Below are 23514 nucleotides of genomic sequence, written 5' to 3'. Positions count from 1 at the left end.
CAGCGCGCTAGTTCAGATCGTCCAACAGCCGCTTGTGTTTCTTCGCCTCGGCAATGGCGCCTGCCAATGTCTCGACCCCGCGCGAATGCAGCATGGCCAACATCTTGCACAGAACTTCGGCGGTGGCGTGGGCGTCCCCTAACGCCGTGTGGCGCAATTCGGGCGGGATGGTCACGCCGAGGCGCTCACACAGAGCGTCCAGCGTATGCACCTCGGTCGTGCCATAAAGCACTGCCGACAACAGCACCGTATCCAGGATCGGATGGGTCCATTCAACGCCGCAGGTTTCGGCGTGGCGCCGCAGGAACGCCATGTCAAATGGCGCGTTATGGGCCACCAGAACCGCCCCGCGCGCGAAGTCATGCAAATGCTTGCCCGCCACATCAATACCGGGCTGTCCGGCCACCATGGCATTCGTCACACCGTGGACCTTGGTCGAGGCCGCCGGAATTTTCATCCCCGGATCGACCAGTTGATTTATGGTCTCGCCCGGCACGATCTTGCCCTTAACGACCCGCACAGCACCGATCTGAACCACCTCGTCCTTATGTGGCAGCAGCCCTGTGGTTTCCGTGTCAAACACCACATAAGTCAGGTCGTTCAGGTGCATTTCCATCAGGTTGTCGGTGGCCTGCCCCTCCATCAGGTCGAAATCGAACACAACGGGGCGGCTTTGATCTGGCGCGATGTTGGTATGGGCATCATCAATGATGACCAGATACCCGTCGCCGGGGCCAAGGGGTTTCAGACGCGCGTCAAATTCCAACCCATTGGCGGCGGCCAAATCAGTAAAACTCTGCTCCAACCCGGAAGAAATCATCTTCTTGTAAGCGGCCAGAAACGGACCTTTCTGGAAATAATCAAAGATCGAAGCGTTCAGACGGGGCGGGCAAACCTGCGACAGCACGCCCGCCGCCTGTTTGTCGTATAGCACAATCTGGTGAGCTGGATTTACAAGGATCATCGCCACCGGGATTTCGGACAAAAGCGCCGTTAGGCGCGCCTTGTCTGCCGACAGACGCGCGGTTTCCGAGGCGACGATACTGGCCTGATCCATCGTGGACTTCATCAGTTGTTCCGACACCGCTTCGGCGGCCGGGGCCAGATCACCCAAATAGCGCGCAGCATGTGTGTCGACACCACCCGCCCCCGCATGAGCACGCGACCTCAGCCCCGTTGCCAGTCGCTCAATCGGGCGCGCGACATTCTCGTCGAACAGAAACCAGATGCCCACCGACAATGCCAGCAAGCCAAACCCTGACAACACGCCCGCAAAGACAAATCCCGACGCCAGCCCGGTCGCTTGTGCACGTGCGTAACCGATGGCCAGTGCGGCCATGACCAGACCCACCCCGCAGATCGCCAAAAGTGCGAAAAACAGAAATATCCGCAGGCGTAACGACAGGGTGGTCAGGATTTTCATGATGTCACCTCAAGATTGCACATGGCGTTAAGAATGACGTCGTCGTCGGGTACGGCGACCCAATCGACGCCGGTAACCTGACCCGACGCATCAAACTCGACCGCATCGATCAAAGGGGCGCGCCTGCTGGCCTCGCAATCTCCGAGCACCACCATTTTCTCGGGCGCGGACCAGCGCCCCATGAACAGAAAATCGACCATCCGCAGATAAGGCTGTGCTTGGTGGGTGCGCAGGGATTGTTCATCAATGGCGGCAAAACGCTCGACAAATGGCGCCACAAAGGTCCACGGACGGTAGATCGAGTTGTTCTCGACCTCCATCACGACGGTCATGCCTTCTGGCAGAAGATCGCGGGTGCGGTCATACCAAGCGTATTCATTGGCGACCGTGGTCACGATCATCGCAAGCCCTGCCCCGACCGGCATCGCCCATTTGGGCAGACGCCCCCCCGTCAGCTTGTTCAGGGCCAGAACAAGGCCGGCTCCGACAAAGGCTGACACGAGCGTGGCAACGATTTCATAGAACATTCAGCTTCCTTCCCTTGCGCACAGCACGCGTCAGCCGAGCATGCCGCGCCCGTGCCCGATGGCACTTTGCATTGATTTCACGACCACGAAAGCATCGCGCAGATGGCTGCGGTCAAATTCTGACAACGCCGACGGCGCCAGATAGTTATCTGGTGCCTGTCCGGCCTTTACCTGTTCGGCCTGATGCTCAAGCCGTGTTTCTGCGATCAGGTCATAGGCATCCAGCAAGTCCTGCCCGCCCGATTGGCTCAGCCCGCCCGCATTGATCGCAGCGACAAAGCGTGCGCGCGTGTTTGCTTCGGTCAATTGTCCTTGCAACGCGTAAACGCGCCCCAGATCGACGATCGGCACCACGCCGTTATGTTTCATATCCAGATGGTTCTTGTGTTCACCCGACCGAATGGTGGCAAAGCCGCGCAGCAACCCCAGAGGCGGCGTGTGCTTCAGGCTGTTAGACACCATATGTGCCACGAAGATCGAATTCTTTGCGGCCATTGCCAGCGTGTCCGTTTGCAACGACCCAAACAACCGGGCGTCGCCCGCAATGGGCCGCAGATCGAACATGACAGAGGCCAGCATTTGCGCCTCGGGGCTTGGCTTGGCGACCCATCCGTCGAAATAACCACGCCAGACCGACAAGGGCTGTCGCCAGCGTGGATTGGTGGCCATCATGTCACCGGGACAATAGACGTAGCCGCAGGTATCCAGCCCATCGCAGACAAACGTCGCAAGTTCCGCGAAATAGCCATCGCGATCCGCGTCGCTCACGTCATCGGACAAGATCAGGCAATTGTCCTGATCGGACACGCCGGTTTGTTCCTGCCGTCCCTGACTGCCACAAGCAAGCCACAGGTAAGGCGCAGGCGCCGGGCCAAGTTTTTCTTCGGCCAGCGCGACAAGGCGGCGGGTGGCTGTGTCCGCGATGTCAGTGATCAGGCGGGTCACGACCTGATGGGGACTGCCGCCCGCGACCAGTTGCACCAGCAATTGCGGAATGCGTTTCGTCACGGCCTGCATTTCTTGCGCATCAGCGGCTTGCGCCAGTTCACGCACCAGTTCGGCCGAGCTGACGGCCTGGAACCGGGTCAGATCGGTCTGGCTGACGATCCCGACCAGCTTGTCACCCTCGACGATGGGCAAATGCCCGATACGCTTCTCCATCATCACATGCAGAACGTCCGACCCGATGGCCGACGGTGCCAGCGTGATGGGATTGGGCGTCATAACTGCGGACACCGGAGTGTCGTTGGGCAAGGCTTCAGCAACCACTTTGCCGGACATATCGCGTGTGGTCAGAATACCGGTCAACGTGTCGGCCTCGGTCATGCACAGGGAAGACACCCCGTAGTCACGCATCAGGATGGCGGCGTCACGAACCGTCGTGTCAGGCGAGCAGGTGATCGGGTTGCGTGCCATGAACGTATCAACCTGCGTTGTCGCAAGGCTTTGCTGCGCTTGTTTTCCCTGTCTGTCCGCCCGGGACCGGTCGAAGAACCGGCGCACAGGCTCATGCGCCTTCATCAGATCCCGGAAGGCATCAACGGGCAGGATCAGCAAGGTCGTTTCTGTCAGGGCCCGCGTCTTCGTCACCGCGCGCCCATCCCTCAGCAATCCACGTTCACCGAACGAGTTGCGCACGCCCAACTGGCTAACGGTCACATCATTCTCGTCCGTGACCTCGACCTCGCCAGCGTGAATGATGAAGATGCCGGGCAGCATTTCGCCCAGTTCATAAATGGGGTCGCCCGACGCGACAGAGCGTGGCTCGATCCGCGCGGCAAGTGTGTTCAACGTGTCCTGTGGCAGGACGTCATAAGGATGCACCGATTGCAAAAAACGAAGGATCTGATCCTGGGTCAACGGCATTCATACGGGCCTTTCCTAAAAAAATGTCCCGCCCGGTGTGCACCGGACGGGACAGGAATGAAAGGGGGCGGGACATCGCAGGGATCACCCGCCCAGACCTTTTACTTGTTCTGTGCCGCACCGGCGCCGCGCGGAACGCGAACCGATTCAACCAGTTCCTGGATATGTGCAGGCGTTTCCTTGGTCATGCCCGACACCACATAGGCCACTGCAAAGTTGATCGCAGCACCAATCGCACCGAACGATGTCGACTTGACCGTACCCAACAGCGGATTAGCGTCAGTGAAGCTGTTGGTGTCCGGGATGAAGAACCAACCCTTGTGCAGGAAGATATAGATCAGGGTCACGGTGATACCCGCGATCATGCCTGCAACCGCACCAGTGTTGTTCACCTTCGTCGAGAAGATACCCATCATCAGTGCCGGGAAGATCGACGCCGCTGCCAGACCGAAGGCCAAAGCCACGGTTTGTGCCGCGAAGCCCGGTGGGTTCAGACCCAGATAGGTGGCCACAAGGATCGCAACCGCCATCGCGATACGCGCTGACAACAGTTCGCCTTTTTCCGAGATCTGCGGGTTCAGGGCACCCTTGATCAAGTCATGCGACACCGCCGACGAGATGGCCAGAAGCAGACCGGCAGCCGTCGACAGAGCAGCGGCAAGACCACCGGCTGCGACCAGACCGATGACCCAACCGGGAAGGTTGGCAATCTCGGGGTTGGCCAGAACCAGAATGTCGCGGTTGAAGTTGGTCAGTTCGTTGCCTGCCCAGCCTTTTTCCGCGGCGATGGCCTGAAGATCGGCGTTACCGTCGTTATAGTACTGGATCGCACCATCGCCGTTCTTGTCTTCCCAGCCCAGAAGGCCGGTTTTCTGCCAGGTGTCCATCCAGTCGTAACGCTCGTCGCTTTCGATTTGCTCAAGCGTCACAGCACCACCTTCGATGCCGCCATTGGGCCACATCATTTCCGAGATGTTCAGGCGCGCCATCGCACCAACAGCCGGGGCTGTCAGATACAGAAGGGCGATGAACACCAGCGCCCAGCCAGCAGACCAACGGGCGTCGGACACTTTGGGAACGGTGAAGAAGCGCATGATCACGTGCGGCAGGCCAGCCGTACCAATCATCAGCGACAGAGTGAACAACAGCATGTTGAACGTATCGCCATGGTGCGCGGTGTACTCGTTAAAGCCAAGCTCGTTCACGATGGCATCCAGTTTGGCCAGCAGAGGCTCACCAGATGCTGCGTGATCGCCAAACAGGCCCAGCGCCGGGATCGGGTTGCCGGTCAGTTGCAGCGAGATAAAGATGGCCGGAATGGTGTAGGCCATGATCAGAACGACATACTGGGCCACCTGCGTATAGGTCACGCCCTTCATGCCGCCGAACACCGCGTATGCAAACACAACAGCCGCACCGATCAAAAGGCCGGTGGTGTTGTCCACCTCAAGGAAGCGGCCAAAGGCCACGCCAACGCCGGTCATCTGACCGATAACATACGTCACCGAAGCCACGATCAGACAAACAACAGCCACGATACGGGCTGTCTGGCTGTAGAAGCGATCACCGATGAACTCGGACACGGTGTATTTGCCGAACTTGCGCAGGTAAGGCGCAAGCAGCAGGGCCAGAAGCACATAGCCGCCAGTCCAACCCATCAGATAGGTCGAGTTGTCATAGCCGGTGAAGGCAATCAGACCCGCCATCGAAATGAACGAGGCCGCCGACATCCAGTCCGCCGCCGTTGCCATACCGTTGGTGACGGGGTGAACGCCACGCCCGGCGGCGTAGAATTCAGATGTTGAACCCGCGCGGGCCCAAATTGCGATGCCGATGTACAGCGCGAAGCTCGCGCCGACAAACAGCAGGTTGATCGTAAACTGATCCATGTGTCTCTCCCTTACTCTTCGTCGACGCCGTGTTCACGGTCGAGCTTGTTCATGCGCCAGGCATAGTTGAAGATCAGAATGAGGAAGACGATGATCGACCCCTGCTGAGCAAACCAGAAGCCCAAATCGGTGCCGCCAACAGCGATCCCGGACAGCATTGGGCGCAGCAAGATGCCGAACCCGAATGATACGATCGCCCAAATAATCAGGCTGATCACGATGATGCGCACATTGGCGGACCAATATGCGGAGTTGGATGAGTTTTCGGCCATGAAGCCACCTCCCTAACGTTCCACTGACCGGGCGCTGATGCGATCCGGCCCGTCCCTTTCTTATGCAATCGCCTCCTCAACGATTGCATTCAGATTGCCCGCGATCTCGTCGATGCCCAGCATCGCGTCGACCGTTTTCAGGCTGCCCTTGCCCTTGTAGTAGGCAATGAGCGGTGCCGTTTGTCCGTGGTAAGCCACAAGGCGGCTTCCCACGGTTTCGGCATTATCGTCGGCCCGGCGTTTCATGTCCGTGCCGCCGCATTTGTCGCAGACGCCTTCCTTGGCGGGCTGCTTGAACTCGTCGTGATACCCTTCGCCACAGGCGCCGCAGGTGTAACGACCGGAAATCCGGGTCACCATCGCGGCGTCGTCAACCTCAAGACTGACAGCGGCGTTGATCTGCTGACCGCTCTCGGCCAGCAGCGCGTCCAACGCTTCGGCTTGAACGGTGGTGCGGGGGAAGCCGTCAAGGATGACGCCCCGGGCGCAATCTGCATCCGCCAGACGGTCGCGCAGAATGGCGATCACGATCTCGTCCGAGACCAGTTCGCCAGCCTCCATGACAGCTTTCGCGGCCTTTCCAGCATCGGTACCAGCGGCCACAGCCGCCCGCAGCAAGTCGCCCGTCGACAATTGCACAAGGCCAAACTTCTCTTCCAGCATCCGGGCCTGAGTGCCCTTCCCGGCCCCCGGGGGGCCAAGCAGAATCAGAACCGGCGCTGCTGTTTTCGTGGCCGCATCCATCATGCTTTGTCCTTGGTCATCCGGTTGTCGATCAGGTCGTCCACAACCGACGGATCGGCCAGGGTCGAGGTGTCCCCCAGCGAACCGAAGTCGTCCTCGGCGATCTTGCGCAGGATACGACGCATGATCTTGCCCGAACGGGTCTTCGGCAGGCCCGGGGCCCACTGGATGTGGTCGGGGCTGGCGATCGGGCCGATTTCCTGACGAACCCAGTTGCGCAGCTCGACCTTCAGATCATCGGTATACTCTTCACCGTCCATCAGGGTAACGTAGCAATAGATGCCCTGACCCTTGATGTCGTGCGGGAAGCCAACAACGGCGGCCTCGGAAACCTTGGCGTGGGCAACCAGAGCACTTTCCACTTCGGCGGTGCCCATGCGGTGACCCGATACGTTGATCACGTCATCCACACGGCCGGTGATCCAGTAGTAGCCATCCGCGTCACGGCGACAGCCGTCACCAGTGAAATAGTAGCCTTTGTAGTCGGCAAAATAGGTCGCCACGAAGCGGTCATGGTCGCCATGGACGGTGCGCATCTGGCCGGGCCAGCTGTCTTTCATGCACAGAACACCTTCGGCTTCGGTCGTGGTGATCTCTTCGCCGGTGGTCGGCTCAAGGATCACGGGCTGGACGCCGAAGAAGGGCGTGGTGGCCGAACCGGGCTTGGTTGCGGTCGCACCGGGCAGCGGGGTCAACAGGTGACCACCGGTTTCCGTCTGCCACCAGGTGTCAACAATCGGGCAGTTTCCTTTGCCGACAACATCGTTGTACCAGTTCCAGGCTTCGGGGTTGATCGGCTCGCCCACGGTGCCCAGCACCTTCAGGTCGCTCAGATCGTACTTGGTCACGAAATCCTCGCCGCGCGCCATCAGGGCGCGGATCGCGGTCGGCGCGGTATAGAACTGGTTCACCTTGTGCTTTTCGCACACGGCCCAGAAACGGCCTGCATCCGGATAGGTCGGAACGCCTTCAAACATCAGCGTAGTCGCGCCGTTGGCCAGAGGGCCATAGACGATGTAGCTGTGACCCGTGACCCAACCCACGTCAGCGGTACACCAATAGATGTCGCCTTCGTGATAGTCGAACACGTATTCATGGGTCATCGCAGCCCACAGCAGGTAACCACCGGTGCAGTGCTGAACGCCTTTCGGCTGGCCGGTCGAACCCGAGGTATAGAGGATGAACAGCGGATCTTCGGCGTTCATGGTTTCTGGCGGGCAGTCAGCAGACGCGTCTGCCATCAGCGCCGAATAGGAATGGTCGCGGCCGGCCTTCATCGGAACGTCGCCGCCGGTACGCTCGACCACCAGAACCGGGGTGTTGGCTAGGTCGCCGTGATCCAGGGCGGCATCCACGTTGGTTTTCAGGGGTGTATTGCGGCCACCACGGGGGGCTTCGTCCGCAGTGATCACCAGCGATGCGCCGCAGCCTTCGACACGGGCGGCCAGTGCCTCGGGCGAGAAGCCCGCGAAAACGATCGAGTGGATTGCTCCGATACGGGCACAGGCCAGCATGGAATAAGCCGCCTCGGGGATCATCGGAAGATATAGGACAACACGGTCGCCTTTGCCGACGCCCATGCCCTTCATAACGTTGGCCAGCTTCGAGACGTTCTCGTGCAGCTCGCGATACGTGATTTTCTTGTCGAGATTCGGGTCATCCGATTCCCAGATGATCGCAACCTGATCGCCACGGGTTTCAAGGTGGCGGTCAATACAGTTGGCCGAGACGTTCAGTTCGCCGTCTTCAAACCATTTGATCGACACATCGGGATGCGCAAATGTCGTGTTCTTGATCTTGGTTGGGGTCTTCGCCCAAGTCAGGCGGGTCATCTGATCGGACCAGAACGCTTCCGGATCATTGACCGAAGCGGCATACATCTCTTGGTATTTCGCAGCATCAATATGTGCATTCGAGACAAACTCCGCAGACGGAGCATAGGTCTTATCAGCCGTAGCTTGCGACGACATTCAGATTCCTCCCAATAATTCCTCCGGATCGCGTCTGGCACGCGGTCCGCGGAAACCGGGCAGGTTAACAGCCCAACTTCCGCTGCCGCTGAAAATAGTGGGACAACCCTGCGTCAAACAACAATTTTTTTGTAAATTTGTTTAACTACTTCTCTCTGTATTTGTAAATTTTTTACTTTCGCAGTGAATTTTCCGCAGAAATGCTGGTGCTTGCCTGTGAAATGCGCGCCGCACGATGTGCAAAGTGGGTCACGGGTTTCTGCTAATAATCTTGCGTGGACTGATGCGACACCCCGAATATCAGCCCCAACCACCTTAAGCCACTAAGAATCCCCCAGAAGAATCCTCTAGCGCAGAAATGCTGCGACATGGACGCCTCGGGCGGGATCATTTACCAAAGACGGGCAACAACCCGTGGTGCCCCATGTCTCATACCCTCGACAACTTGTTAGAGACCCGCCGTTCGACCCGCGCCTTCACCTCAGACCCGGTGCCACGCGATGCAATTGAACGTATGTGCCGCGCCGCCAGACGTGCGCCCAGCGGGGCCAACCTGCAACCGGGCCAGTTTCATGTGCTGACCGGATCGGTCCTGCGGGGTCTGGTGAGGGCACTAAAGTATGCGCAAGAGCAGAACACGCCACACGTCGCCGAATATTCCTATTTCCCAAGCCCCATGCCTGCCGAGTTGAAAGCCCGTCAGAGGGCAGCAGGATATGCGCTTTATACAGCCCTTGGCGTCGGACGCCGCGATGTCGACGGGCGGCGTGCCCAGTTTGCCCGCAACTATGCCTTTTTCGATGCCCCCGTGGGTGTCGTTGTGACAATCCGGCGCGACATGGGCAAAGGGTGTTTCATGGATCTTGGCATGTCCCTGATGTCGTTTCTGCTGTCGGCCGAGGATCAGGGCTTTGGCGCAACTGGAATCGGCGCGTTGGCCAATTACGGCCCGGTCGTGCAGAATCATCTTTGCCTGCCGGACGACGAAATGGTCGTCTGCGGAATTGCGTTGGGTGTGGCCGACGACACCGCCCCCGAAAATCAGTTTCGAACCGAACGCGCAGGGCTGAACGAATTCACCAGTTTTCGCGGTTTCGACTGATCGGGGTCAACCCGACCGCATCACCAAGGCGGTCCCCAGCCCCCCGGCGGCGGCGATCGCGGCCAACCCCACGCCGCCTTGTTCGGCCAGTTGGTGATACAGTCGCACGGCAAGGATCGCGCCTGACGCGCCCACAGGATGACCGCGCGCCAGACCACCGCCACCGGAATTGACGATATCGCGCGAGATACCCGCCCCCTGTTGGCAAGCAATGGCTTGCACCGCGAAGGCCTCCATGATCTCGGCGTTGGTCAGGTCAGGCGGCGTCAGCCCGGCGGCGTCAAGTGATGCGGCGATGGCGGCAACAGGGGCCAGACCGGGCAAAACCGGATCACGGCCGACGGTCGCACCCGAGAGGATTTGCACTGCAGGGCGCGCCAAACGCTTGGCCAATCGCCCGGACACCACAAGGCAGAACGCCGCCCCATCTGCGGCCACCGCCATGTTGGCTGCCGTGATGTCGCCCGACACCACCGGCGCACGCGCACATAAACGCGCGGTCAGGTTTCGGGTGAACGCATCCCGCGTAGCACCCGAAATGGGAACGATCTCGGCGGTTTCGGACTGCGCCTGCCAGCGCATTGCCTTGGCGTGGCTTTCGATTGCCCACGCATCTTGATCGCCCCGTGACACCCCAAGTTTTCGGCCCAGCGCATCGGCCGCGTCAGCCATGTCCGGGTCGCGATCCGCCCAAGGGGTGAACGGTGCCTGATCATACGGCTCTGGCGGTCGACCATCCGCAAATGTCCGTGACCTTTGCGGTCGGCGAGAATAGCTTTCCGCCCCACCTGCAAGGACAATGTCATGCTGCCCGGAAGCAACCATCGCCTGTGCTAAAAGGATCGCGTCCAGCCCGCCGCAGCATTGGCGATCAATGGTCAGGCCAGCAACGCGCTCGGGAAGGTTTGCGGCCAGTGCTGCAAGACGCGCCGGGTTGCCGCCTGCGCCCAGCGCGTTGGACAGGATCAATTCGCCGACGTCTTCCGCGCCCACCCCAGCATCCGCCAGAACCGCCTGAATAACCGGAGCCGCCAGTTCATGAATATCGCAGGACGCAAGCACACCACCCTGTGGGATGACGGCAGTTCGTCGGGCAGCAATGATGAAGGCGGGGGTCATGCAAGCTGCCCCAACTGGTCGGCAAGGGTGATAAGGTCGGGTTTCCCGGCAGAGAGCATGGGCATTCTTTCAACAAACACGATGCGGCGCGGCGCGGCGTGTGGCCCCAGCACAGCACGACATTGGGCCTGCACATGGTCGGCAAGGGCTGCATCCTGCGCGCCCTCAAGAACCCCGACAATCACGTTACCGCGTTGCACATCCGGTATGGGGACGGCCACACAGTTCCCGACACCCGGCACCGCACGCATCTGTGCCTCGATCGCTTCAGGAAATACATTGTGATCCGACACTGTCACCATCCGGTTTTTCCGCCCCAACACGGTCAGGTTGCCCACATCGTCCAACTGCCCCATTTCACCAATGGTGAGGTAACTGCCATCCCAACGCGTCTCGGGGCTGTTGCCTTGGTCATAGCCGTCAAACAGATACGGGCTTTTCACCCAAATCTCGCCGAAGCCACTGGTGTCCTGGCCCTGCGCGCCACGAACACGCAGCTCGACGCCGGGATATGCACGCCCCACCGAGCCCAACGGCGTATCTGTATCACTCAATGTCATGAAACTTGTCTCGGACGCGCCAAAGAACTCATGCAGTGTTGCGGATGGAAACACGTGGCTAACTTGCGCGCGTGTTTGAGGATCAAGCGTTCCGCCCCCGCAGAAGACCCATCGCAAGGATGGGTTCTTGGGGGCAGAAACCCCGGTCAAAAGACGCAACTGCGTCGGCGTGACATAGAGCACTTGCGCTTCGGTCTCACGAAGCCTGCGCGCTTGGACCCGAGGGGCCAACCCGGTCAAAACCGAAAGGTCACTGCCAATATGCAATGCCTCCAGCACCGCATACAGCGTCAGGGAATGGGACATCGCGCCCAGCACGGCATAGGGCGCGTCCGGGCCAATGCTAAACCGGCCGCGTGTCACGTCAAAGCTGGCAATCCACGAGGCAGGCTTGCGCCGAATGGTTTTTGGCGCGCCAGTTGACCCCGCACTTTGAACCATCAGCCATTGGTTTCCATCGACCCGGCCCGCAGCCTCGACACCTGCTTGTGTCACAATCAGGCTTTCACCACGACGCAGCAGGTCCAGAACAACCGCCAACACCTGCGCCGTTTCAGTGCCGAGAGCGGACCGCCCATCTCCGGGCACCAGCACCTTGCTGGCTATGTCCTGCCGAAAAAACGTGCCGGTCACATCGGTTTCCTTGCTGTGCGATTTGCACAGCACTATGCGACGGTGGTTCGAGCTTCGCCAACCCTTTCCGGCAGTTCACACCCTTAGCGCAGACGTTTTTCCGTGGCTGCGTCAAAGAACATGGCGTCAGCATCCTCGAACCCGACAATGACTTCGCTGGATTCGGGCAGCGTATCCTCGGTCCGGTTCTCAACGATGATCTTCTCGCCCGTGGTTGCGATCAGATAGTCATAAGACACGCCACCCAACCGTTCACGCAGATCCAGCACCGCACCGCCATTGCCTGCGCTGATGGTCAGATGTTGCGGACGAACCCCCACTATGACGCGTGTGCCATCGGCGGGCAGCGCCACATTTGTGGTCACTTCCCGGTTGTTCAGCGACGACAACACGACTTTCCCGCCCTGAACCGTACCATCAAGAAAGTTCATTGCAGGCGACCCAATGAAACCCGCGACAAACTTGTTGTCTGGATCCTTGTAAAGGTCCATCGGGCTGCCAACCTGTTCGATCAATCCGGCGCGCAACACCACGATCTTGTCAGCCAGTGTCATCGCTTCGACCTGATCATGCGTGACATAGATCATCGTGGCGCCAATTTCCTTGTGAAGGCGCGCAATCTCTACCCGCATATCGACGCGCAGCTCTGCATCAAGGTTGGACAGCGGTTCATCAAACAGGAACACCTCGGGTCCGCGGACAATGGCGCGACCGATGGCAACACGTTGACGTTGACCGCCTGACAGGGCCTTGGGCTTACGTTTCAAGTAATCGTCAAGCTGCAAAATCCGGCTGGCTTCCCCGACCTTCCGGGCAATCGCGTCCTTGGGGTGGCCATTCATGCGCAGACCAAAACCCATATTTTCTTCGACCGTCATGTGCGGGTAAAGCGCGTAGGTCTGAAACACCATCGCCACGCCCCTTTCCGAGGCATCGAGCCGCGTCACGTCGTGTTCTCCGATGTTGATTTGACCCGAAGTCGTTTCTTCAAGCCCGGCAATCATCCGAAGCAGCGTGGACTTGCCACACCCCGACGGACCGACGAAAACGCAGAATTCGCCATTGTCGATCTGAAGGTCGATATCGTGGATGACCTGAACATCGCCATATTTCTTCACGGCATTTGAGAGTGTCACACCTGACATGCGCGTTCCTTTTTTGTTAGCCCGGGAACTGCCATGCTTCGGCAGCCTCGGCGATTTTTGCGGCGGTGTCCTGAAGCTGCGGGCGCAACCTGGTCAGGCCGTCCAAATCGTAGTGTTGACTGGAGGTTGTAATGGACAAAGCCCCGATGACCCGCTCGCTGCTGGACAGAATTGGTGCTGCGATACAGTTGATACCCAGTTCGTGCTCTTCACGATCGAATGCCACCCCGTCTTCGCGAATCGCATCCAGCTCGGCGCGCAGTGCCTCGGGGGTGGTCAGCGTGTTGTCGGTATGACGAAAGAATGACTGGCGTTTTATCGCATCTTCCCGCGCCTCAGGCTTCAGAAAGGCCAACATGGCCTTGCCGACCCCGGTGCAATAGCCCGGCCCGATCTTCCCGGCCTGTGAAAACATTTCAATAGGCGTCGCCGCGTTGCGTTTATCAACATACAGAACCTGCCCCCCATCCAGCTGAGCAAGGTGAATGGTCTGACCGATTTCGGCTGACAGATCGTCCAGAAACGGGCGCGCAACAGGAGCCAGCGAGCTTTGGCTCCAGGCGGCATGAGCCAAACGGACCAGCCGCATCCCAGGAGCATAGGTTTGCCGCTCGTCATCATAGGACAACATCCCCTGACTCGTCAGCGTTTGCAGCAAACGATACAGCGTGGCTTTCGGAAACGGGCTTTCAGCAAGAACGTCATTGAACCTTACCGGGCGCGCCTTTCCAGCGACCATGTCAAGCACCTGCAGCGCTTTCCCCACGGTCCCGTCTGCGGCTTGCGGTGACTTGTCCATCGCGCCCATCGTCGCCTCCTCCCTGGCTGAGCCTCTTTGATGAGACTGTTGACATCTATAGCGGGCTTCGCGCATAGTTTCAACTGTTGAAATTAAGTTTCACAATGTGGAACCAAAAGAATCGGCTGATAACCTTGGGAGGAACCTCATGCTGAAATCTATAAAAACGTCCGTTGCGACGGTGGCCATGACGGCTGGCCTGACGACTGGCGCAATGGCCGCTGACCTGTCGGGCACGCTGCGCATCATCTCGGACATGTCCAACCCTGCGCCGCGCGCGATCATGGAAGGCCTTGCCGCCGACTTTGATGCCATGCACCCCGACCTGACGGTCGAACTGGAAGTGGTGGACCGCGAGGCTTGGAAAAGCCAGATCCGCAACGCTTTGACCGCCAATCCGCCCGATGTGATCAACTGGTATGCCGCGAACCGTATGGCACCTTATGTCAACGCTGGCCTGTTCGAAGACATCACAGGCATGTGGGAAGGTGGCGATTTGCCCGGACTGGACAGCGTCAAAGGCGCGATGACCATGGACGGCAAGCAGTATGGCGTGCCGTATACCTATTATCAGTGGGGTATCTATTACCGCGAAGACATCTTCAACGAACTGGGTCTGACCGAGCCGACCACATTCGACGAAGAAATCGCCAATTGCCAGAAGATCATCGATTCGGGTCGCAAATGCTACACCATCGGGTCCAAGTTCCTGTGGACCGCTGGTGGCTGGTTTGACTATCTGAACATGCGCACCAACGGCTTTGATTTCCATATGAAGCTGGCCACAGGCGAAGCAAGCTGGACATCGGACGAGGTGCGCGCCACCTTTGCCAACTGGCGCAAGCTGGTCGACATGGGCGCGTTCATCGACGACCACCAAACCTATAGCTGGCAAGAAGCCCTGCCCTTCTTCGTAAATGGTGAAGCCACTGCTTATCTGATGGGCAACTTCGTGGTGCCACACCTGCGCGAAGCAGGTCTGACTGATGACCAGATCGACTTCTATCAGTTCCCGAAGATCGCGGATGTGCCAATGGGCGAAGACGCCCCGACTGACACGTTCCACATCGCATCGGGTGCGCAAAACAAAGAAGCGGCACGTGCGTTCTTGCAATTCGTGACATCGCCTGACGTCCAGTCGAAGATCAACGGGCCGGATGGTCTGGGCCAGCTTCCGGTGAACGCAAACGCGTCTGTTGCCGATGACGAGTTCATCCAGCAAGGCTTTGAAATGCTGTCGAACAACGCCACTGGCGGGATCGCACAGTTCTTCGACCGTGACTTCCCCGCCGAAATGGCGTCGGTGGCCATGGAAGGCCTGCAGGAATTCATGGTGTTCCCTGACAATCTTGAGGACATCCTGAACCGTTTGGAATCCGCGCGCGAGCGTATTTACCAGTGACCACTCACATTACTGCCCCGCGCGTGTATTGCGCGGGGCAGTTCCCGTTTCCGCGCAGACACACGCAATCGGAAAGCCCGCCACAGGCATTCGGGTTTCCCCATAGCGTGTTCAGGGAGGACTGCGATGACCAATGCTCATGATACAAGCTGGGTCCGGCGCAACCGGATGACCCTAACACCGTTGATGTTTCTGCTTCCGGGTGTGTTGTTCTTTCTGGTCTATGTGATCAGCCCGATCCTGCAAAGCTTCAACATCTCGCTTTACGAATGGGACGGTTTGGGCGAGGCGACGTATATCGGGCTGGGCAATTATCAGGAGTTGATGTCCGACCGCGCGTTTGAAACGTCGCTGTGGAACAACCTGAAATGGCTTGCGCTTTACCTTTTGGCGATCCCTGCGGGGTTGTTCATTGCGCTGTTTTTGAACCAGACCATCACCGGTATGCGGCTGTATAAGTCGCTGTTCTTCTTTCCCTTTGTCCTCAGCCAGGTGGTCGTCGGTCTTGTTTTTTCGTGGTTCTATCTGCCGCGCGAAGGGCTTTTAAACGCCGTTCTGAGCTTTCTGGGCATGGATGCCATCAATGTGTTGGGCGACCCCACCATGGCCACTTATGGCATCATTGCCGCCGGTCTGTGGCCGCAGACCGCCTATTGCATGATCCTGTATCTGACCGGCCTGAACGCCGTGGACCCCGAACAGATCGAGGCCGGACGGCTGGACGGCGCCAAAGGTTGGCGGATGTTGTGGCATGTGATCCTGCCCCAGTTGAAACCCGCCACCTTCATCGCCTTCGTTGTGACCATCATCGGCGCGCTGCGGTCGTTCGATCTGATTTCGATCATGACCAACGGAGGCCCCTTCGGGTCAACCCGCGTGCTGAGCTTCTATATGTTTGAAAAAGCCCTGTCGGAATACGGGTTCCGCATGGGCTATGGCTCGGCCATCGCCGTCGTGCTCTTCCTGATCATGCTCGTCTTTATCGGCTACTTCCTGTGGTCGATGTACCAAGACGAAAAAGCCGCGCGGAGGTAGTCGACATGTTCCCCACCCCCATCGAGAAACGATCGCGCGGGGCGCAGATCACCTATCAGACCCTTGTGCCGTTGGCATTGATCATGTGGCTACTGCCGCTGATCGCTGTTGCCTTGTTTTCGGTCCGCCCCTTGGCGGATTTCACCAATGGCAATTATTGGGGCGTGCCATCGTCGTTCGAGTTTTTCACCAACTATGGCAAGGTGTTTCTGGAATCCGACATGCCGCGCTATATGTGGAATTCGATCCTGATCACGGTGCCTACAGTGGTCGGAGCGGTGGCCCTGTCCTGCATGACCGGCTTTGCCCTTGGCATCTATCGCTTTCGTGGCAACCTGATCATCTTTTTCATGTTCATCGCGGGCAATTTCGTTCCGTTCCAGATCCTGATGGTGCCGGTGCGCGACCTGACGGTGTCGGCTGGGCTTTACGACACGAAGCTGGGGCTGGTGTTGTTCCACATCGCGTTCCAAACCGGGTTCTGCACCCTGTTCATGCGCAATTTCATCCGCGCCCTGCCCTATGAATTGATCGAGGCCGCGCGCGTCGAAGGCGTCGCGGAATGGCGCATCTTCTGGTATGTCGTATTACCTTTGATGAAGCCCGCAATCGCGGCGCTGGCCGTGTTGATCTTCACCTTTATCTGGAACGACTATTTCTGGGCCATCGTATTGACCCAAGGGCCGGACGCACAGCCGGTAACAGCTGGCATTACGTCCTTCAACTCACAATTCGTGGCGCAGTATCACTTGATGAGTGCTGGCAGCATCGTGGCTGCCCTTCCACCCGTGGCGATGTTCTTCCTGATGCAACGCCACTTTATCGCTGGTCTCACCCTAGGAGCCGTTAAATGACCAAACTGACCTTTATTGGTGCCGGTTCGACGATCTTCATGAAGAACATCGTCGGCGACATGCTGCATTTCGATGCGCTGAAAGACGCAACGATTGCATTAATGGATATCGACGCCACGCGGTTGGCGGAAAGTGAGTTGGTGGCAAAGAAGATGATCGCCACCATGGGCAGCGACGTGAATGTCGAAACCTATTCCGACCAACGCCGCGCGCTTGAAGGGGCTGACTTCGTCGTCACCGCGTTCCAGATCGGTGGTTACGATCCCTGCACGATCACCGATTTCGAACTGCCCAAGCAATACGGGCTGCGTCAGACCATTGCCGACACATTGGGCGTGGGCGGCATCATGCGCGGGCTGCGCACCGTGCCGCATCTTTGGTCAGTCTGCGCGGATATGGAAGCGGTCTGCCCCGACGCGCTTTTGATGCAATACGTCAACCCGATGGCGATCAATACGTGGGCCATTGCCGAACGGTTCCCGAACATCAAGCAGGTCGGCCTGTGCCATTCGGTGCAGAACACGGTTCAGGAACTGGCCCATGATCTGGACATGGCTGAAAGCGACTTTCGCTACAAGGTCGCGGGCGTAAACCACGTCGCGTTTTTCCTGCGGCTCGAAGATGCCTCCGGCAACAGCCTTTATCCCGCACTGCGCGATGGATACCGGTCCGGCGCCCTGCCCAAGCCGCCGCTTCTGATGCCGCGCTGTGGCAACAAAGTGCGCTATGAGGTGATGAAGCATCTGGGCTATTTCTGCACCGAAAGCTCGGAACACCTGTCGGAATATGTGCCGTGGTTCATCAAAGACGGGCGCGATGATTTGATCGCTGAATTCGGCATCCCTCTGGATGAATACCCCAAACGCTGCGTGGAACAGCGGGCCGCATGGAAAGACCAGGCCGCGGCCCTGAAAACCGCGGCGGGGATCGAGGTGCCCAAAAGCCACGAATTTGCCGCCGAGATGATGAACGCCATCATCACCGGGCAGCCCTATGTCGCCTATGGAAACCTGCCGAACACGGGCCAGATCCCCCAGCTGCCGATGGGCGCTGCAGTCGAAACCCCCTGCCTTGTGGATATGAACGGGGTGCAGCCCTCTGTTGTGACGGATATTCCGCCGCAGCTGGTTGCGTTGATGCGCAGCCAGATCAACGTGCAGGAGCTGACGGTGCGCGCCTTGGTCGACGAAAACCCCGAACATCTGTACCACGCCGCGATGATGGATCCGCACATGGCCGCCGAGCTGGACTTGCGCCAGATCCGGTCCTTGGTGGATGATCTACTGGTTGCCCATGGCAACTGGAACCCCGCATGGGCGCGCAAAAGGAAAGCCGCATGACCAAGAAACGCCGCAGCCAGAATTGGTATGGAAAACTCGACAAAGACGGGTTCATTCACCGGTCATGGATGAAAAATCAGGGCTTTCCTGATCACGCCTTCGATGGCCGCCCGATCATCGGCATCTGCAACACATGGTCCGAATTGACCCCGTGCAATTCGGGCCTGCGCGATCTGGCTGAAGGCGTGAAACGCGGCGTGTGGGAGGCCGGAGGGTTCCCCGTCGAATTCCCCGTCATGTCGCTGGGTGAAACCCAGATGAAGCCTACCGCCATGCTGTTTCGCAACCTTCTGGCCATGGATGTCGAGGAATCGATCCGCGCTTATGGCATTGATGGCGTTGTCCTTTTGGGTGGCTGCGACAAGACCACGCCGGGGCAGTTGATGGGTGCGGCCTCGGTCGATCTGCCGTCGATCGTCGTCAGCTCCGGCCCGATGTTGAACGGCAAATGGAAGGGCAAAGATATCGGGTCGGGCACCGATGTCTGGAAGTTCTCGGAAGCCGTGCGGGCGGGCGAGATGACATTGCAGGACTTCATGGCCGCTGAAAGCGGGATGAGCCGGTCCAAGGGCGTGTGCATGACGATGGGCACTGCTTCCACGATGGCGTCGCTGGTCGAAGCGATGGGTATGAGCCTGCCGACCAACGCCGCCCTGCCCGCAGTCGACGCACGTCGCGCGGCATTGGCACATCTGACCGGCAAGCGCATTGTCGAAATGGTGGATGAGGATCTGAAGCCCTCGGACATTCTGACAAAAGAGGCATTCGTCAATGCGATCAAGGCCAACGCCGCCGTGGGTGGGTCAACCAATGCGGTGGTGCACCTGCTGGCATTGGCGGGCCGGATCGGCGTTGACCTGAGCCTGGCTGATTTCGAGTTGGGAAGCGAAATCCCATTGCTCGTGAACTGTATGCCGTCGGGCAAATACCTGATGGAAGATTTCTGCTATGCGGGTGGAATGCCGGTCGTGCTGAAAGAGCTTGCGGACGCCGGTCACCTGACCTCGGCCAAGACTGTTCTTGGGGGTGACATCACCGCGTATGCAGACGGGGCGGAATGTTACAATGAGGATGTCATCAAGCCGTTCACCGATCCCGTCAAACCGGCGGCGGGTTTGCGTGTGCTGCGCGGCAACCTTGCGCCAAACGGAGCGATCGTGAAACCGTCAGCGGCGTCCGATCACCTTCTGGAACATGAAGCCGACGCCTATGTGTTCGAGAACATCGAAGACATGAAAGCCAATATTGACCGCGATGATCTTCCTGTCACGCCCGATACGATCCTTGTGCTGAAAGGGGTCGGGCCCAAGGGTTATCCCGGCATGCCCGAGGTCGGCAATATGCCGATCCCCGCCAAGCTGGTGCGCGAAGGTGTGCGCGACATGATCCGTATTTCAGACGGGCGGATGTCGGGCACGGCCTTTGGCACGGTGATCTTGCATGTGTCACCGGAAAGCCAGGCCGGTGGCACGCTGGGGCTGGTAAAAACCGGCGACCGCATCCGCGTCAGCGCCTCGACCGGTGCGCTCGACCTGTTGGTGGATGATGCCGAGCTGGACGCCCGCCGCGCCGCGTGGACACCAGATGATCCACACTACACCCGCGGCTATGCCAAGCTGTATATCGACACGGTGCTGCAGGCCGAACATGGCGCCGATCTTGATTTTCTGGTGGGCAAAGACACCCGCCTTGTGACACGGGAAAGCCACTGATGAGCAACACGAGTTTTCACGACCTCAAGGACACTTCTGTATTTATCACGGGCGGCGGATCAGGCATCGGTGCATCCCTGACCGAAGGGTTCTTGCGCCAAGGGGCGAAGGTCGCCTTTGTCGGTCGTTCGGACGCTTCGGAGTTTGTTGAACGGATGGAAGCCGAGACCGGCAACCGCCCCTTGTTCATCCAATGCGACATCACCGATATTCCGGCGCTGAAAGCCGCGATTGCCGACAGCGCCAAGGCCCATGGCCCGATCACGACATTGGTGAACAACGCGGCCAATGATCAGCGTCACAGCACGATGGAAGTGGATGAAGACTTCTGGGATTGGGCCCAATCCATCAACCTCAAGGCCTATTTCTTTGCCTGTCAGGCGGTCATGGAAGGGATGCGAGGCGCAGGCGGCGGGTCGATCATCAATTTCACGTCGATCAGTTACATGATGGGGAACACGGGCTATCCCGCCTATACCACGGCAAATTCGGGTATCAACGGCATGACACGCAGCCTTGCCCGCGAATTCGGACCGGACAAGATTCGCGTGAACGCCTTGGCGCCGGGCTGGGTTCTGACACAAAAACAACTGGATATGTGGGCCGAACCAGATGCATTAGCTGCACATCTGGAACGCCAGTGTCTTAAGGAGCATCTGAGCCCAGACGACATCGTGACCCCGACACTGTTCTTGTCGTCGAATGCAAGCCGCATGATCACCGGACAATCGCTGGCGGTCGACGGCGGCGTGGTGGTGTCGGGATGAGCGTCACGGCCAAAAATCCCGATTGGATCGCCGTTGACTGGGGCACCACACATCTGCGCGTCTGGCTGATGAGCGCGGAAGGTGTGGCCCTCGATCATCGCAGCAGCGATAACGGTATGGGCGGTCTGGCGCGCGACGGTTTTCAACCGGTGCTGCAAGCGATGTTGTCCGACGTGTTGGGCACCAAACCCCTGCCCGTGATCATCTGCGGAATGGCCGGATCGCGGCAAGGCTGGGCCGAAGCCCCTTATGCGACCGCGCCCTGCCCGCCGCCCGGAATTGTGCAGGCCACGCGCTTTGCTTCGGACGGCATGGACGTGCATATTCTGCCAGGTGTAAAGCAAACTTCACCCGCTGACGTGATGCGCGGTGAAGAGACGCAAATTGCGGGTTTCCTGACCCGAGAACCCGGTTTCGACGGTATTCTCTGCCTGCCGGGATCGCACACGAAATGGGTCCAGATCAGCGCGGGCGAGATTGTCAGCTTTCGCACCTACATGACCGGCGAGATGTTTGCTCTTCTGGGCCAACAATCTGTATTGCGTCATTCGGTTGACACCTCGGATTGGGATCAGGCTGCGTTTGATGCGGGTCTTCCGGATACCTTGTCGCGCCCTGCCGATCTGGCCGCAAAACTGTTTTCCATACGGGCCGAGACCTTGTTGCAAAACCTGCCTGCCCCTGCCGCCCGCGCGCGCCTGTCCGCGCTTTTGATCGGGGCCGAACTGGCATCGGCGAAACCCTATTGGCTGGGACAGGAGGTTGTCGTCATCGGGGCCACCCAATTGGCAAAAGCCTATCAGGGCGCGTTGGCGCAGCAGGGTGTTGCGGCACGATCTGCCAATGTCGGAGATCTGACACTGGATGGACTGACCGCCGCATATCAACAAATGACCGAGGGCACCCAATGAGCCGGGAAATCATCGCCATCCTGCGCGGCATTCAGCCAGACGAAGCCATCGCGATCACCGACGCGCTGATCCATGCCGGCATCACGAAGATCGAGGTGCCATTAAACTCTCCCAACCCTTTCGACAGCATCGCACAAATGATCTCTCATGCCGGGGATCGCGCGCTGATTGGGGCAGGCACCGTGCTGACCGTGGAGGCTGTGGATCGACTGGCCGATATGGGCGCGGGGATGGTTGTGTCGCCCGACGCCAATCCTGATGTGATCGCGGCCACAAAACGACACGGCATGTTGTCTTACCCCGGCGTCTTAACCCCGACCGAGGCGTTTGCAGCCCTGCGCGCCGGTGCTGACGGGCTGAAGTTCTTTCCCGCATTCAAACTGGGGCTGGACGGGTTCAAAGCGCTATCGGCCGTTCTTCCCCCGGAAACCGCAACCTATGCCGTGGGCGGCGTCGGACCTGATGAATTTGCCGAATGGATTGGCGCAGGTATCACCGGGTTTGGCCTTGGTTCAAATGTCTACAAGCCGGGTCATACCGCAGACGAGGTCGCCAAGGCGGCGACCCGGATCGTGACAGCATTTGATAAGGCCACGAAATGACGGCGCATGTCTTTTCCGACACGATTTGCCAGTTGGGAGAAGGAGCGCTTTGGCACCCCGAACGTGAACAGCTGTTCTGGTTCGACATCTTGGGGAAACGGCTGCTGACGCGCGCAGGTCGGGGCGAACAGCACTGGGATTTTGAAGATTGCGTTTCGGCGGCGGGTTGGGTGGATCGCGATACGCTGATCCTGGCAGACGCGTCGGCCTTGTGGCGGTTCGACATCGAAACCGGCAAACGTGACCGATTGGTCGGATTGGAAGAGGACAAGCCGCAGACCCGATCCAATGACGGGCGCGCCGATCCCTATGGCGGGTTCTGGATCGGGACGATGGGACGCAACGCGGAACCAGAGGCAGGTGCGATCTATCGCTACTATCGCGGCGCGCTACGTTTGCTGGTGGACAATATCACGATTTCGAACGCCATATGTTTCTCACCCGATGGGAAATATGCCTTCTTCACCGACACGCGTGACGGGCGCATCATGCGTCAGCCTTTGGACGGCAAAGGTTGGCCGACAGGCAACCCGCAAGTCTTTCTGGACCTGTCCGGCGAACCCTTCGGACCCGACGGCGCGGTGGTCGATGTACAGGGGCGGTTCTGGAACGCGCAATGGGGGGCCGGGCGCGTCGCCTGTTACGGCCTTGATGGCACTCTGGTCGATACCCACGCCCTGCCCACCGCACAGGTATCTTGCCCCGCATTCGGCGGCCCCGACCTGAGCACGTTGTTCGTCACGACCGCTGCCGATGGCCTTTCTGACGATGCCATGGCGGGCAAAACCTATACGATCAAGACGACGGCGAAGGGTCAGCCTGAACACCGTGTCATCTTGTGA

The 23514-nt window shown here is 59.1% G+C and carries 21 protein-coding genes; 10 read left to right on the top strand and 11 right to left on the bottom strand.

Annotated features, from left to right (window positions below; all coding sequences use genetic code 11):
• Positions 1–7 precede the first annotated feature (7 nt).
• From J3R80_RS05090 to acs, 7 genes are all read right to left on the bottom strand, one after another.
• Complete coding sequence (locus J3R80_RS05090; protein ID WP_343075814.1) at positions 8–1423, bottom strand: exonuclease domain-containing protein; 1416 nt, start codon at positions 1421–1423, stop codon at positions 8–10.
• A complete protein-coding gene (locus J3R80_RS05085; RefSeq protein WP_275392674.1) occupies positions 1420–1950 on the bottom strand; it encodes a hypothetical protein in 531 nt (176 codons plus the stop codon). Before J3R80_RS05085 ends, J3R80_RS05090 begins: the two co-directional genes overlap by 4 nt.
• A gap of 30 nt (positions 1951–1980) precedes the next feature.
• On the bottom strand, positions 1981–3816 hold the full coding sequence (locus J3R80_RS05080) for a DUF294 nucleotidyltransferase-like domain-containing protein (protein ID WP_275392673.1): 1836 nt from the start codon (positions 3814–3816) through the stop codon (positions 1981–1983).
• 101 nt (positions 3817–3917) lie between these two features.
• Positions 3918–5705, bottom strand: coding sequence for a sodium:solute symporter family protein (locus tag J3R80_RS05075; RefSeq protein ID WP_275392672.1), 1788 nt, complete (start codon positions 5703–5705; stop codon positions 3918–3920).
• A gap of 11 nt (positions 5706–5716) precedes the next feature.
• Positions 5717–5977 (bottom strand): DUF4212 domain-containing protein, encoded by a 261-nt coding sequence (locus J3R80_RS05070; RefSeq protein ID WP_275392671.1) that lies wholly within the window; start codon positions 5975–5977, stop codon positions 5717–5719.
• A gap of 60 nt (positions 5978–6037) precedes the next feature.
• A complete protein-coding gene (locus tag J3R80_RS05065) occupies positions 6038–6721 on the bottom strand; it encodes an adenylate kinase (protein ID WP_275392778.1) in 684 nt (227 codons plus the stop codon).
• The gene (gene acs / locus J3R80_RS05060; RefSeq protein WP_275392670.1) at positions 6721–8691 is read right to left on the bottom strand and encodes an acetate--CoA ligase; all 1971 of its coding nucleotides are present in this window, start codon (positions 8689–8691) and stop codon (positions 6721–6723) included. The genes J3R80_RS05065 and acs overlap by 1 nt, the downstream gene beginning before the upstream one ends.
• Before the next feature lie 424 nt (positions 8692–9115).
• Between acs and J3R80_RS05055 the strand changes: the two genes are divergently transcribed.
• Positions 9116–9793 (top strand): nitroreductase, encoded by a 678-nt coding sequence (locus J3R80_RS05055; protein ID WP_275392669.1) that lies wholly within the window; start codon positions 9116–9118, stop codon positions 9791–9793.
• A gap of 6 nt (positions 9794–9799) precedes the next feature.
• Here the strand turns inward: J3R80_RS05055 and J3R80_RS05050 are convergent, their stop codons facing one another.
• The 4 genes from J3R80_RS05050 to J3R80_RS05035 form a co-directional block, all read right to left on the bottom strand.
• Positions 9800–10912: an acetyl-CoA C-acyltransferase gene (locus tag J3R80_RS05050; RefSeq protein WP_275392668.1), complete on the bottom strand. Its 1113-nt coding sequence runs from the start codon at positions 10910–10912 to the stop codon at positions 9800–9802.
• Positions 10909–12105, bottom strand: coding sequence for an AMP-binding protein (locus J3R80_RS05045; protein WP_275392667.1), 1197 nt, complete (start codon positions 12103–12105; stop codon positions 10909–10911). Before J3R80_RS05045 ends, J3R80_RS05050 begins: the two co-directional genes overlap by 4 nt.
• A gap of 83 nt (positions 12106–12188) precedes the next feature.
• The gene (gene ugpC, locus J3R80_RS05040; RefSeq protein WP_275392666.1) at positions 12189–13250 is read right to left on the bottom strand and encodes a sn-glycerol-3-phosphate ABC transporter ATP-binding protein UgpC; all 1062 of its coding nucleotides are present in this window, start codon (positions 13248–13250) and stop codon (positions 12189–12191) included.
• 16 nt (positions 13251–13266) lie between these two features.
• Positions 13267–14049, bottom strand: coding sequence for an IclR family transcriptional regulator (locus J3R80_RS05035; protein ID WP_275392777.1), 783 nt, complete (start codon positions 14047–14049; stop codon positions 13267–13269).
• Between the two features lie 148 nt (positions 14050–14197).
• Here J3R80_RS05035 and J3R80_RS05030 point away from each other — a divergent pair, with 148 nt between their 5' ends.
• From J3R80_RS05030 to J3R80_RS04990, 9 genes are all read left to right on the top strand, one after another.
• Positions 14198–15451, top strand: coding sequence for an ABC transporter substrate-binding protein (locus J3R80_RS05030; protein WP_275392665.1), 1254 nt, complete (start codon positions 14198–14200; stop codon positions 15449–15451).
• 126 nt (positions 15452–15577) lie between these two features.
• Complete coding sequence (locus J3R80_RS05025; protein ID WP_275392664.1) at positions 15578–16486, top strand: sugar ABC transporter permease; 909 nt, start codon at positions 15578–15580, stop codon at positions 16484–16486.
• 5 nt (positions 16487–16491) lie between these two features.
• Entirely contained in the window at positions 16492–17340 is an 849-nt protein-coding gene (locus J3R80_RS05020; protein WP_275392663.1) for a carbohydrate ABC transporter permease, read from the top strand.
• The gene (locus J3R80_RS05015; RefSeq protein WP_275392662.1) at positions 17337–18680 is read left to right on the top strand and encodes an alpha-glucosidase/alpha-galactosidase; all 1344 of its coding nucleotides are present in this window, start codon (positions 17337–17339) and stop codon (positions 18678–18680) included. The genes J3R80_RS05020 and J3R80_RS05015 overlap by 4 nt, the downstream gene beginning before the upstream one ends.
• Entirely contained in the window at positions 18677–20392 is a 1716-nt protein-coding gene (locus tag J3R80_RS05010) for an IlvD/Edd family dehydratase (protein ID WP_275392661.1), read from the top strand. Before J3R80_RS05015 ends, J3R80_RS05010 begins: the two co-directional genes overlap by 4 nt.
• On the top strand, positions 20392–21159 hold the full coding sequence (locus J3R80_RS05005; RefSeq protein ID WP_275392660.1) for an SDR family oxidoreductase: 768 nt from the start codon (positions 20392–20394) through the stop codon (positions 21157–21159). The genes J3R80_RS05010 and J3R80_RS05005 overlap by 1 nt, the downstream gene beginning before the upstream one ends.
• Positions 21156–22070: a 2-dehydro-3-deoxygalactonokinase gene (locus J3R80_RS05000; protein WP_275392659.1), complete on the top strand. Its 915-nt coding sequence runs from the start codon at positions 21156–21158 to the stop codon at positions 22068–22070. The genes J3R80_RS05005 and J3R80_RS05000 overlap by 4 nt, the downstream gene beginning before the upstream one ends.
• The gene (locus J3R80_RS04995) at positions 22067–22672 is read left to right on the top strand and encodes a 2-dehydro-3-deoxy-6-phosphogalactonate aldolase (protein WP_275392658.1); all 606 of its coding nucleotides are present in this window, start codon (positions 22067–22069) and stop codon (positions 22670–22672) included. The genes J3R80_RS05000 and J3R80_RS04995 overlap by 4 nt, the downstream gene beginning before the upstream one ends.
• Complete coding sequence (locus J3R80_RS04990) at positions 22669–23514, top strand: SMP-30/gluconolactonase/LRE family protein (protein ID WP_275392657.1); 846 nt, start codon at positions 22669–22671, stop codon at positions 23512–23514. Before J3R80_RS04995 ends, J3R80_RS04990 begins: the two co-directional genes overlap by 4 nt.

Origin of the sequence: Aliiroseovarius sp. Z3, assembly GCF_029105185.1 — a bacterium.
In the GTDB taxonomy this organism is placed as follows: Bacteria; Pseudomonadota; Alphaproteobacteria; order Rhodobacterales; family Rhodobacteraceae; genus Aliiroseovarius.
This window is presented reverse-complemented; position numbering and strand designations above follow the sequence as displayed.